The organism is Enterococcus sp. MSG3299, from assembly GCF_050555765.1.
GTDB lineage: Bacteria > Bacillota > Bacilli > Lactobacillales > Enterococcaceae > Enterococcus > Enterococcus faecalis.
In genome coordinates, this window is record NZ_CP187869.1 from 1,616,307 (window position 1) to 1,628,749 (window position 12,443).

The window sequence follows — 12,443 nt, forward strand, 5'->3', positions numbered from 1 at the left end:
TTTAAACAAAAAATTTGATTTAACAGTATTTTTAACTAGTACAACAGGTACTTCTAGAACTAATTCATCTAATGCTTCATGAGATAGATTAATAACAACCAGAACCTTAATTGTGATTTATTTTTTTATTTTACTAACATAAAGTCCTATTACAAAAATAATGGTTCCTACAACAGAAATCGCAAAAGAATTTAATAGTACTTTTTGAAAGGCTTCTCCTTTAATTAAAAACCAAATACAAGAGCTTAGTAATATTACAAAGAACGAATATAACACTAAAACCACATCTTTATTTTTCATTAAAACCACATACACCTTCCAAAACTCCAAATTAGTGACGCTGCTGCTGCCGCAGGCAAAAGACCTTTAAAAGCATACTTTGCTACCAACTTAGCTACTTCTGCGGCTGCTTTTCTTTGTAGAAGACCTACAATACCACCACTAAGTAGACCTTGTATAGCAGAAACTCCTAAAGTATCTTGGATGGCTGTGATAGCACATTGCTTGGCATCTGCACGTTTAAATCGCGTTTGTTGAATATCTTCTTTTACTTGATTTTCAAGTTTAGTTAACTCAGCCGCATGACCATATTTAGCATATAAAACATTGAAATTTAAAGATTCGACGTTACCTAAATCATCATAGGTTACTGCATTATCAAAAATGGAATTTCAATCGTTTTCAAATTCTCTAGAGAATTTTTCTTGTTCAACAGTATTCAATGGCTGTCTCTCTAAATTTTCATTCGTAGCAGCATAAACACTTGCACCAGCACTAGCAAATATACTCAATGCCATAAGTAACGTCATTGCCAAACAGAAGAACTTTGATTTTTTAGAAAAAGTAATTTCCATGTTTAAGTCCCTACTTTCTTTTTTTGTTGGTTACAATTATAGCGATATTAAAGATAGTTTGCTATCAAAATCCCTATTTAACGTTTATCCCATCTTAAAAGAACGCAAACTTCTTAGAATTGTGTTTTCTTTTGTTCTTCGCCAGTTCCTTTTAAACATTAAACTGAATTAAATATATAATAGAGACAGTTACTTAGGGGAGAACCATTACTAAAATTTTTCTTACTGATTTTTATTATCTAAAAACACACTCTTTTGAAATTGAGAATTACTTCTGACATGCATGACTACCGAATGTCTTGTTCTAATACCCATTTGTTAATTCCTGAAAGAAAATAGGCTAATTTTGAATTAGAGCGTCTAAAAGGTTTCACTTTTAGAGCGGTATATTGTTTATTTCTTACATTAGTTGGAATTGCTTCTCCAGTTTGATATTGACTAGCTTTTGATAATAAAGTTACTTTTTTATTAAGCAGTGGCGTAGGAAACTCTTTTACATCCTGCTCTAATACCCACTTATTTATCCCCTCTAAATAATAAGCTACCTTAGAACTCGATTGTGAAATGCTTTTTACATCCTTGATAATGTACTCTTTATTTCTTAAATCAGTAGGAATTTTTTCTCCAGTTTGATAGTAAGTAGCTCTTGATAATAAAGTAGCAATTTTACCTTTCATTGCATAATTTATTGGTTCTTTTCTAAAATTAATACCAGAATACTTCCATGAATAAACATTATCATTTAATTTCCAGTTACTCATATCTTTTTGATTAGTTAACATCACTTTTTGCCACCAAGGATTCCAAAAGTAGTAATAAGAATCTAACGTATTATTTTTGGCTATAATATAACCGATGACAGTAACTCCATGTGATTTTGCAGGATTATAATTCTGAGTAACGTTGTCTAAATGAACATACACTGGAGCCTTTTTATCAATTTGTGTTTGAACTTCCGCTGGTGTCAATCGACTATTTTTTATATCCAAAGTATAACCATATTCCTTTTGCATAGTTTGAACGGTATGTGCAAAAGGTTTACTTGTAATATACTTCCCATCTACTAATTCTGCTTCTGAGGCAGTACGAAAAGCTTTTTTGATGAGCGTTTTTGCATTGGTTATGGCTTTCCCTTCAATCGAATTAATCATTGTAGATAACGTATAAAATGCACACCATGGTTCTAATCCTTGCGTTTCTGTAATCATCCAATTAGGGATAATATTTCGATTATACTCTGGAACCGTATCATCAGGTACAGAACGTTTCTTTCTATTAAAGTTGTCTACCGATTGCTTAATATCAACTGCTTGTTCACGAGTTGGTTCTTCTGCAGACAGAAGTTGGTGGCTCTCGCTATCAAGGTTAAAAGAAAAGCTGGTACCTTCTGCTGTAGGTGTTAGTCTATTTAACAGCTCAACAAACTGACTAGAAATCGTTAGCGATGGCGTATTGTTCATTAAAGAAACTTCTAATAAATCATGAATAAGCCCAGATTCTTTATCGATAATAGGAAAATAGGCTGTTTGAGTATCTGTTTCATTAGTTAAAGTAAATGGCTGCCCCAAATAAAAATCATCTGTACTTAAAGGTTCTGTATTTTCCACTACAGACAAGTTCTCAAAATAAAATTGCCAATCTTGCTGTGCATACATCCTCAATTCTGAAGGTACTTCTTTTGTTTGAATGAACAGTGGAGTATTATCACCATCCATTGCTGAAGCATTAATTCCAAACAAAAGGCTTGTTAAAAACAAGCCTATCCCTAAAATGTATTTTTTCACGGTCCTTTCAACCTCTCTTACTTAAGAATAATCATACCTATAAAGGTATAATCTTTTTGCGGTGTATTATTCACTGAAAAATCCGTAACAGTTAACTTATTTTTATTCGTCAACGTAGTCAGGCTAGAAGGATAGATATAGTTCGACATCCAGATACTTGTACTCATAAATGGTTCTTTAATATTTTCACCATCTGGAGCAACGTATACGTATCCATGCGCTACAGCTAATAAATAAGGTTCCATCCAATCGGTTTTGTTTGGTTTATAACATAGTAATACTGGATGATCTTTATCAAGCTCACTCTTCACTTGATTGAAATTAAGTTCATTCTTCGTTGCATCAAGCCATTCCATATTTACCCCAATAGAAGTGGCATAGCGAATGCAATCTTTAATAGACACAGAAGCATTATTAAATTCTTTGTCTGTCTTTTTTGGATATACAAATTTTAGTATCGTTTTTGCTGTAATATCTTTTCTATTTGTTTTAAAGTTCAACACTTTAGCAAAAGAATGCTCTATTCCTTGTAAATCATAATGTTGATCATTCGTTTCGAAATTAGCCAAACTCTTCATTTCAGGAGCAGCGTTTACCACATAACCTGATCCCACAAAAAGGATTACTAGTAAAATGGTAGAGATAACTTTCTTCATTTAATTCACCTAACAATTCATTTTAAATTTTGAAATACCAACATAAGAAAGTACAACTAGTAAAAATCCAGCCAACACAACTAAAATAGAGGACATATTTATACGCCAATTTCCACTAATGTTATAAGAATTCAGCAGCCCATAGGTTCCTAGTACGACACTTACTAAACCTAATAGAAAAATTATCCCAAAAAAAGTGTACACTAACATTCTTAATTTTCTTGAAGAACTACTTGTTTCTCTTGTTTTAAATAAAGTGTATATAATCAAAAACGCAAGAATAATAGAAATTAGTTGAACCATCAATATGTCTCCTTCTTACTAATTAAGTCTAGTATCATACATCTTCATGGAAAATATTTTTTTTATCCATATAACCTTTGTAAGAGATTGCAAATAAAAATATGGATATCAAGATAATTTTAAAATTTTTAAACTCGTCAAAAACAAAGTAAGCATAAAGAAAAGATATACCACCTAAAAAAATACAAGCAATAGAAATATTAAATGAAAATTTAACAAATAAGTAGAATTTATTCTTTATTTTTTCATTCAAAATCCCTATAGTAGCGATAAAAACTGAGACTATAAAGATTATTAGGATTAACCCTATTACAAGGTACATCTTTTTCAATCCTTTCGTAAACTCTATTAAGTTAATTCAATGTAGCCATTATTGGGTATTTTGTCAATAGAATCTAATAATTTTGCAGCCTGCTTTCCAGGACTTAGAATCGCACTAATAATTAATCCAACTGCTTTATCTTGTAAATAGTTTTTCGCGCCTTTTATTCCTAGCTTCTCGCTTTCTTTAATAATTACTGGAATCATTTCTTTCTTTACAAATTTCTTTGCACCTTCTTGACCCAATGCTTTAACCATTGCAGACACTGACCCAAAACCTCCGATAATTAATACAACATTAAGCGCAGTATCTAAAACTGTTCCTAAGACGTCAACAGAAATCAAACCATGTCCAGCATTTCTAGGTTGTATTATAAAACCTTGCATAGCGTTTGATAGATATTGTTTATATTGCTCTCTAGACATCCCATTTGTACTTCCATTTTGTAAAGCAATATCATATTGTAGATCTAAAACTTTGTTATATAATTCTAATTGAACAGGAGTCATATTTTCTTTATTGAATTCGGTTTCAAATAGAGAAACTCCTTTGTATTGATTGGCTAGCGCCTCCATCCGTTGCTCTAACTCTTTTGTTGTAGAATTTACTTGTACATAGTTACTCTCTTCATTTGCGTATACTGTAGCCCCTGTTGTTAATATCGGTGATAATCCTAATAACATTGCAACCCCAGTAGTAATACATATTCTCTTTTTCAATATTATACCTCCTATTAGTAGTTTTCTTCTACTAAAAAAGTATATATTCATCAACTATTTACCGTCACTCAAATTCCTTAAATACACTATATTTCTCCCTATATCGTTAATAATCTGGGAACTTTCCTTTTTTTTTGCATTCACTTGTATCTTCTTGAATCATCTTATTCTTTATAATTGAATCAATAGCTGTTTTTCTCGGAAAGCCACACAAGACTTCTTCTAACGCAAGTTCCATTTTCGCTTTTTTTGATTCTTTCTTTTTTACTTTCATGGTACAGTTTCTTTAATTGATTTTTTTCGATTCTATGTCAAGAATTCGAACAAAAAAAACGTGAAACGGAACCATTCTTTTTCAAAACTAAATCTTTCGCTTTTAATGAAGCAGTTTGTGAACGTATTTGTTCTTTCTCGATAAATGAACGTGCGATGTCAATAAGCTCTTCATCTGAATGGTGATTCCATTGATAATGTTGATTTTCTTTCCTATCAATTTTTCTTAATAAGTTATTCCAAGAGCCATATCTTTGAATAATAAACCAGACACTGGGAACTTCTTTGGGAAACTCGTTTAATTTTTCTTGATATTGACTACATGTTTTTATGCTATTTTCTTCGATAAATTGACTAATTTTAAGAAGTAATTAAAGCTCGTTCATATTTTCCAGAATGCCCCTTCTATCTACTTTTTCATAATGTACCTCTAAATAACTATTTGGAACAGTGTGACACAATCCCTTTTTCGTAAAAGGTAATTGTTTTGGTATTTTCTCAAAAGCCCGCTCTTTTTTGCAAGCCTTGGCTCAAAACTGCAAAATTCGGTCAACATTTTGATATTTTTCGGATGACTTCTGCCGTCAATTTTTCTCTGCTATTTGACACTCTTTTGACCACCTTAATCATCAAATTGAGAAAAGCTAGGACAATTTGAGGAAATTTTTGAATCATTGTCCAAAATTTTGATCTTGAGAAAAGCAAAAAGTCCTTGTTAGACAAGGACTTTTCACACTTATGCGACTTCAAAAAAAGTCAATGTTGATTTTCTACTTAATTACACACAAAAACACCCTCTTGCTGAGCAAGAGGGTGTTCGTTTGTCGAATAGTAAAGATTAACGACGGATTTCTTTGATACGAGCTGCTTTTCCGTGTAATGCGCGTAAGTAGTAAAGTTTTGCACGACGTACTTTACCGTAGCGAACCACTTCAATTTGAGCAACACGTGGTGTGTGTAATGGGAATGTACGTTCCACACCAACACCATTTGAAACTTTACGTACTGTGTAAGTTTCGCTGATTCCAGCACCACGGCGTTTAATTACAACACCTTCGAATAACTGGATACGTTCACGAGTACCTTCGACTACTTTCGCATGAACGCGAACAGTGTCACCAGGGCGGAACGCAGGAATATCCGTACGTAATTGTTCTTGTGTTAATTCTTGAATTAATGGATTCATTTTATCCTTCTCCTTATTCCCAAATATTCTTATGGTCACTTCTGCCACAGCGGAATATTGTAATAGTTAGAGCGCATTGCACTCACCAAATTAGTTTACCACAGACAAAATAAGCTGTAAAGAGAATTTTCTTGAAAGTTCCCTTATTTTTGCTCTTCTTGTTTAATTTCCTCTAATAACTTCAACATTTCAGGCGTCATTTCTACTGATTCCAACATGTCAGGTCGACGTAAAAAGGTCCGTCGTAATGATTCTTTTAGTTGCCATTCTGCAATTAATTTATGGTTACCATTCGTTAGCACGGCAGGGACTTCCATATCGTTGAAAATAGCAGGTCTGGTATATTGTGGATGCTCTAATAGGCCAGTGGAATGTGAATCCGTTTGTGCAGAAAGATTGTTACCTAAGACATCAGGTAATAAACGGACTGTCGCATCAATCATGACCATTGCGCCTAATTCGCCCCCTGTTAAAACGTAATCCCCCAATGAAACTTCATCTGTAACCATCGTGCGAATTCGCTCATCATAGCCTTCATAATGTCCACAAATAAAAACTAAATGTTCTTCTTGTGAAAATTCCTCGGCCATTTTTTGATTAAACGGTTTTCCTGCTGGATCTAATAAGATGACCCGTTTTGGTTGCTGGTTTGTCTCTTCTTCAATTGCTTTTAGGTTATCATAGATCGGTTGTACTTTTAAAAGCATCCCCGCGCCACCGCCATACGGATAATCATCGACCGTTTGGTGTTTGTTATCTGAAAAATCGCGAAAATTAGAGACATTCAATTCTAATAACTGCTTTTCCCGAGCTTTCCCAATAATTGATTCCCCCATTGGTCCTTCAAACATTCTAGGAAAAAGAGTTAATACATCAATTCTCATCGTCAATCAATCCTTCTGGAATGTCCACATCAATCCGTTGATTTTCGACATCGACTTTTGTAACAACGCCTTCAATATACGGTAAAAGTAAATCTTTTTTCTTTGGTCGTTGGACGACCCACACATCATTCGCACCAGGAGATAAAATTTCTTTAATTTTTCCCAGTTCACTACCGGTTTCATCATAAACAGTGGCACCAATGATTTGGTGATAATAAAATTCGTCCTCTGCCAATTCAGCGAGATTGTCTTTTGCAACTTTTAAAATACCGTCACGATATTTTTCAACATCGTTGATATTTGGATGTCCTTCAAAGCTTAAAATGTCAAAATTCTTATGCTTGCGGTGTGACTTCACGACCAATTCAATTGGTGCTTTTTTCTCTTGAAATAGCAGTAACGTTGCCCCTTTTTGATAACGTTCTTCTGGAAAATCCGTTTTCGAAATGACCCGAACTTCCCCTTTGATTCCTTGTGTGTTCACAATTTTTCCTACATTTAAATAATCTGTCACGTGAAAGCCTCTCTTCCTTGTATTTCATCTTTCCTATTCTACCATTTCTTACGCGCAAATTCTATGAAAAAACAAAGGCCAACTTTTCTAGTCAGCCTTTGTTTTTATTAATTCGTTAAACCAGTTAATGTGCCATAAATTAAAAATAAATTCAATAACGTCAAGGCAATAGCAATAATCCAAGCTAAAAATTTCACCCACGCTGGATTCGCAAATTGGCCCATTAATTTTTTATCACTTGTATACATCGTTAAAGGAATAATCGACACTGGCAAAGCAATACTTAGGAAAACTTGCGTATAAAGCAACAAGTCTTCAACAGCCGTTTCGCTACCGCCATAAATAATGACACAGATAATGACTGGCACAATTGCTAACAAACGAGTTAACACTCGTCGTGCCCACAACGGCATTTTTAAATGGATAAAGCCTTCCATTACAATTTGTCCTGACAGCGTACCTGTAATCGTTGAATTTTGACCCGAAGCCAGTAAAGCAATTGCAAAAAGAATACTTAACACTGGGCTAGCAATATTACCAACAATATCTGGATTTTTCAGAGCATCAAATAAATCAACAAATTTACCTAATTCACTGTTGGTTCCATAAAATAATGCTCCTCCTAAAATTAACAACAAACAATTTACGACAAAAGCGACAGTTAATTGAATATTTGAATCCCAAGTAGTGAAACGAATTGCTTTGGCTTTCTCAGCATCATCGTTACGATCAAATTTCCGAGCTTGCGCAATGGAAGAATGCAAATATAAGTTATGAGGCATGACTGTCGCTCCAACGATCCCCAAGGCTAAAAATAACATGGATTTATCTGTCGCTATTTTTGTGTCTGGAATAAAACCTCGTAATACTTCACCAACATTTGGATCTGCTAATGCCACTTCATAAGCAAAAACAAAAAAGATGACTGCAATTAAACAAGAAACAATTGCTTCGATTTTGCGAAAGCCTAACTTTGTCAGTAGCAAAAGTAATAAAACATCAAACGTTGTTATCAACACACCAATTAATAATGGAAAACCAAATAATAATTGCAAAGCAACGGCGCCACCAATTACCTCAGCGATATCTGTTGCCATTATGGCTAACTCCGTCACCACCCACAAGGCAACGCCCGTTCGTTTACTTGTATGCTCTCTAGTCGCTTGGGCTAAATCCATTCCTGTCACGATTCCTAAGCGTGCAGCCATACTTTGTAGTAACATGGCAACTAAACTAGAAAGCAAAATCACACTAAGTAACGTGTACTTATATTCCGCTCCGCCAGCAATTGACGTAATCCAATTTCCTGGATCCATATAACCAACAGCCACTAAAGCGCCAGGTCCGCTATAGGCTAACAAAGTTCGCCAAAAGCTAGCATTTTTAGGTACCTCGACGGTATTATTTATCTCTTCTAAACTAGGTCCATTTGCATAATTAAGCATTTTTTCCGTTTTCTTTTCTTTCATCCAACATCCCTCAATCTATCTTGTTCACACATTTCACTTTTAGGCACACCTAAAACTAGTTAACATAATTATAGTCTTCTTATTCTTCGTTGTAAACTGTTACATTCTAATTTTTTAAGCACTTTCGCTATAAATCGTTTGGTTTTTACCAAAAAATCCCTTACACTTATTTTATCATAGATCGGAGGTTATGAGGATGAAGTTAGATATGGTCGGTATTATCGTCAACGATATGACACAAGCACTCTCTTTTTACCAAACACTAGGTTTTAACGTGCTGGGAGAAGCTTCGCCTGATTACACAGAATTACAAAACAATGGCGTCAGGATTTCTTTAAATTCACTACAAATGATTACTGGTGTCTATGGGTTTGCGCCTAGCCAGCAAGGCGATAAAATTGAACTTGCTTTTCTTTGTGAAACGGCCGCAGAAGTTGATAGCACCGTGAAAAAAATGAGCCGAGCTGGTTACATTGTTTTTAAAGAACCTTGGAATGCACCTTGGGGCCAACGATACGCAATCATTAAAGACGTGGATGCAAATTTAATTTCACTCTTTGCCCCTCTATAATATTACTAAAAAATGCGCCACTTTCGTTTCTTTTACTCTCTTTCGAAAGATCAGTGTAGAATGGGTCTTAAGTAGGATGTCTTTTCTGTCTCTTTTTTTGTATAATAAACTTATCAAATGATGTGTATCTTACAACTTTGTTCGTTTGCAGAAAGAACAAACGATGTTTTTTATTGATAAAAAGTTATATACTAAAAGTACGATGAGTATAACTAAAGGAGATGAGAAATGTGAGTGTTACCCTATCTAGAAAAATTGTTAATATTATTTCCATTTTGGGCATTGTTGCAACCATAATTGCAACCATCTATTTTATCCGATTAGGTGTCTTCAAGGACATCAATGCACTAAGAGGACTAGTAGGGCAATCTGTCATTCTCGGTCCGATTATTTTCATGTTAATTCAGATTATTCAAGTGGTTATTCCGATTATTCCTGGTGGTGTTAGCTGTGCTGCAGGGGTCTTGATTTTCGGGCCAACAATGGGCTTCGTCTATAATTACGTTGGTATTGCACTTGGCTCTATTATCATTTTCTTATTAGGTCGTAATTATGGGAAACCATTCATTATGAGCCTTGTCAGTGATAAAACATATAACAAGTATATCGGTTGGTTAGACAATGAAAAACGTTTTGAACGATTGTTTGCTTTAGCAATTTTCTTCCCGATTGCACCGGATGATGCGCTTTGTTTAATGGCCGGTTTAACAAAAATGTCTGTGAAAAAATTTACTCTGATTATTTTATTAGCAAAACCTGCTTCTATCTATTTATATAGTCTTGCGTTAATTTATGGCGGTACATTTTTAACTAGCTTACTGGGAATGTAAAATAAATAAAAAAGCGAACGGACTAAATCAAAACTCTGCCTGTGTCAGTTTGATTTAGTCCTTTTATTATGGAATTTTGGTAGAAACTGGGGGACTTTTGATGTTTAGTTATTTTAAAAATAGTATTGTGAATACGCTAGATTTTCTTAAAGGGACAACGGCGTATTTTCGCGATGTGCTCTTGATGCACGGATTTATGTTATTCGTTCTATTGCCTTTATTGACAAGTTTGTCCAAATTGGTACTCAAAGAAGGTGGGATTGATTATATTTCCTACGATAACTTAGGGGCAATTGCTACGCAACATCCCTATGTCCTTTTGACTTTTCTACTAATTGGGCTGTTAATTTTACTGGCGCTCTTTTTTGAATTTACCTTTTTATTGCTTAGTGTCTATTTTATTAAGAAAAAGCAACCAATTACTCTAACGCAATTATTGCACGGCACCTTGCTTCAGATCAAAAAAGTTCGAGGAATTACCTTTCTGTTTTTCCTGGCATATTTCTTTTTGATTTTACCATTAAGTGGGTTAACCTTCCGCTCTTATTTATTAACAAGAGTTAAGATTCCAGCCTTTATCTTAGATTTTATTTTTGCAAATCGCGTCATTATTATTATTGGTTTCGTACTGTTAGAGCTGATTATCTTATATTTAGCGATTCGACTTGCTTTTGCCCTCCCAGAGTTGATTTTACGTGATGTTGGTTTTCGTGAGTCTTTGAAACGTAGTTGGCAAATTACAAAGCGGCGCTTTTTCCAGATTTTAGGACAATTTATTATCATTGGAGGAACTGTTTTAGGGATTTTTACGGCTGGCTATTTCTTGATATTTTTAGGTCAAACCGCAGTCGAAACGTTTAAACCTGAGTGGTCTTTACCTAGCGCTGTCATCGCTATGACACTCCTTCAGGTTATGATGCTCTTAAACTTGGTGTTGTCTAGTGTTGCTATTTTTTACATTATTGTTGATGATATGGAAGATGAAGGGATTTTGCCTGACACGCCAGAATGGTTCACCCCGAAATCAGAGGTTCGGGTAGAATGGACCACCTTCAGAGTCGTTCTTTTTTGTTTGATTGCAATCATCTTCGGAATTGGTGTAGGCACCTATAATACGAATTACCTAAGTCATACACCTGACCGAAAACCGGTTACCATCTCCCATCGTGGTGTCAATGGTAACAATGGCGTTCAAAACACCTTGGACTCTTTAATCGAGACCAATAAGGCAAAACCTGATTATGTTGAAATGGATATTCAAGAAACCAAAGACCATCAATTTATTGTCATGCACGATTTTAATTTACGGGCGTTAACGGGTGTTAATAAACGACCAAATCAATTAACACTTAAAGAATTAACGAACATGAATGTCACAGAAAATGGTCAAACTGCTAAAATGGTTTCTTTCGATGATTATTTAGCCAAAGCCAATCAATTAAAACAACGTTTATTAATTGAAATCAAAACCACGCCTCAAGATAGCCCTGATTTAGTACAGCGCTTTGTCAAACAATACCGTGAAAATATTTTAGAAAACGGCCATATCCTTCATACCTTAACCTATGATACGGCGATGGCCTTAAAGAAAGAAGAACCACGCTTTTATGTAGGCTACGTTATTCCTTTCAACATTGTGGGACCGCCTAAAATGCCAGTTGACTTTTTTACTATGGAATACAGTACAATGAATCGTAACTTTGTAAATGCCGCTCATCATGATGGGAAAAAAGTTTATGCTTGGACAGCAAATGATGAAGATGTTATGACGCGAATGATTTTTTATGGTGTCGATGGCATCATTACCGATCAGCTCAGTCTACTGAATGAAACAATGAAAACCGATTTAGAAAATCCAACATACTCCGATAAACTGTTGAATTTCGCTATTGGAATGGGTTAAAAAAAAGAGCGTGGGACAAAAATCACTTTGGATTTTTGCTCCACGCTCAAAAACTGATAAACGGCGGGAACAGAAGCAACTCCTTCGGAAATAAGCCGGAATTATCCAAAAATTAAAGAACAATTTTCGGAAATTCCTTCTTATTTCTCGGAGTTAAACGCTTCTGTCCCGACCT

General features: G+C 34.6%; 13 protein-coding genes. 3 read left to right on the forward strand and 10 right to left on the reverse strand.

Annotation, left to right across the window (positions count from 1 at the left end):
- Positions 1-117 precede the first annotated feature (117 nt).
- From IGL23_RS07950 to IGL23_RS07995, 10 genes are all read right to left on the reverse strand, one after another.
- Positions 118-315 carry a hypothetical protein gene (locus IGL23_RS07950; protein ID WP_002371962.1) on the reverse strand — a complete coding sequence of 66 codons (198 nt, stop codon included), beginning with the start codon at positions 313-315 and terminating at the stop codon, positions 118-120.
- A 356-nt stretch (positions 316-671) separates the two neighbouring features.
- Complete coding sequence (locus IGL23_RS07955; protein ID WP_225596125.1) at positions 672-809, reverse strand: hypothetical protein; 138 nt, start codon at positions 807-809, stop codon at positions 672-674.
- A gap of 332 nt (positions 810-1,141) precedes the next feature.
- Positions 1,142-2,638: a C47 family peptidase gene (locus IGL23_RS07960; protein ID WP_033594321.1), complete on the reverse strand. Its 1,497-nt coding sequence runs from the start codon at positions 2,636-2,638 to the stop codon at positions 1,142-1,144.
- Positions 2,639-2,655: 17 nt separating this feature from the next.
- Positions 2,656-3,294, reverse strand: a complete 639-nt coding sequence (locus IGL23_RS07965; RefSeq protein ID WP_002371966.1) for a C47 family peptidase — start codon at positions 3,292-3,294, stop codon at positions 2,656-2,658.
- Positions 3,295-3,945: 651 nt separating this feature from the next.
- A complete protein-coding gene (locus tag IGL23_RS07970; RefSeq protein WP_002391270.1) occupies positions 3,946-4,638 on the reverse strand; it encodes a hypothetical protein in 693 nt (230 codons plus the stop codon).
- Positions 4,639-4,744: 106 nt separating this feature from the next.
- Positions 4,745-4,912 carry a hypothetical protein gene (locus IGL23_RS07975; RefSeq protein WP_016622362.1) on the reverse strand — a complete coding sequence of 56 codons (168 nt, stop codon included), beginning with the start codon at positions 4,910-4,912 and terminating at the stop codon, positions 4,745-4,747.
- An 837-nt stretch (positions 4,913-5,749) separates the two neighbouring features.
- The gene (rplS, locus tag IGL23_RS07980; protein WP_002357176.1) at positions 5,750-6,097 is read right to left on the reverse strand and encodes a 50S ribosomal protein L19; all 348 of its coding nucleotides are present in this window, start codon (positions 6,095-6,097) and stop codon (positions 5,750-5,752) included.
- Between the two features lie 143 nt (positions 6,098-6,240).
- Positions 6,241-6,981 (reverse strand): tRNA (guanosine(37)-N1)-methyltransferase TrmD, encoded by a 741-nt coding sequence (gene trmD, locus IGL23_RS07985; RefSeq protein WP_002381776.1) that lies wholly within the window; start codon positions 6,979-6,981, stop codon positions 6,241-6,243.
- Positions 6,971-7,495, reverse strand: coding sequence for a ribosome maturation factor RimM (gene rimM / locus IGL23_RS07990; protein WP_002360070.1), 525 nt, complete (start codon positions 7,493-7,495; stop codon positions 6,971-6,973). The genes trmD and rimM overlap by 11 nt, the downstream gene beginning before the upstream one ends.
- A 107-nt stretch (positions 7,496-7,602) precedes the next feature.
- Complete coding sequence (locus IGL23_RS07995; protein ID WP_002360069.1) at positions 7,603-8,964, reverse strand: Nramp family divalent metal transporter; 1,362 nt, start codon at positions 8,962-8,964, stop codon at positions 7,603-7,605.
- Between the two features lie 196 nt (positions 8,965-9,160).
- Here IGL23_RS07995 and IGL23_RS08000 point away from each other — a divergent pair, with 196 nt between their 5' ends.
- The 3 genes from IGL23_RS08000 (at position 9,161) to IGL23_RS08010 (ending at position 12,268) form a co-directional block, all read left to right on the forward strand.
- On the forward strand, positions 9,161-9,535 hold the full coding sequence (locus tag IGL23_RS08000; RefSeq protein ID WP_033594322.1) for a VOC family protein: 375 nt from the start codon (positions 9,161-9,163) through the stop codon (positions 9,533-9,535).
- 221 nt (positions 9,536-9,756) lie between these two features.
- Positions 9,757-10,365: a TVP38/TMEM64 family protein gene (locus IGL23_RS08005; protein WP_002383106.1), complete on the forward strand. Its 609-nt coding sequence runs from the start codon at positions 9,757-9,759 to the stop codon at positions 10,363-10,365.
- A 100-nt stretch (positions 10,366-10,465) separates the two neighbouring features.
- Positions 10,466-12,268, forward strand: a complete 1,803-nt coding sequence (locus IGL23_RS08010) for a glycerophosphoryl diester phosphodiesterase membrane domain-containing protein (protein ID WP_002364138.1) — start codon at positions 10,466-10,468, stop codon at positions 12,266-12,268.
- Positions 12,269-12,443: the final 175 nt, after the last annotated feature.

What these genes read in the sequence shown, in the direction of transcription:
- IGL23_RS07955 (WP_225596125.1), bottom strand. Translation starts at nt 809, where the DNA reads ATGACGTTACTTATGGCATTGAGTATATTTGCTAGTGCTGGTGCAAGT.
- rplS (WP_002357176.1), bottom strand. Translation starts at nt 6,097, where the DNA reads ATGAATCCATTAATTCAAGAATTAACACAAGAACAATTACGTACGGAT.
- trmD (WP_002381776.1), bottom strand. Translation starts at nt 6,981, where the DNA reads ATGAGAATTGATGTATTAACTCTTTTTCCTAGAATGTTTGAAGGACCA.
- IGL23_RS07975 (WP_016622362.1), bottom strand. Translation starts at nt 4,912, where the DNA reads ATGAAAGTAAAAAAGAAAGAATCAAAAAAAGCGAAAATGGAACTTGCG.
- IGL23_RS07965 (WP_002371966.1), bottom strand. Translation starts at nt 3,294, where the DNA reads ATGAAGAAAGTTATCTCTACCATTTTACTAGTAATCCTTTTTGTGGGA.
- IGL23_RS08005 (WP_002383106.1), top strand. Translation starts at nt 9,757, where the DNA reads ATGAGAAATGTGAGTGTTACCCTATCTAGAAAAATTGTTAATATTATT.
- IGL23_RS07995 (WP_002360069.1), bottom strand. Translation starts at nt 8,964, where the DNA reads ATGAAAGAAAAGAAAACGGAAAAAATGCTTAATTATGCAAATGGACCT.
- IGL23_RS08000 (WP_033594322.1), top strand. Translation starts at nt 9,161, where the DNA reads ATGAAGTTAGATATGGTCGGTATTATCGTCAACGATATGACACAAGCA.
- IGL23_RS08010 (WP_002364138.1), top strand. Translation starts at nt 10,466, where the DNA reads ATGTTTAGTTATTTTAAAAATAGTATTGTGAATACGCTAGATTTTCTT.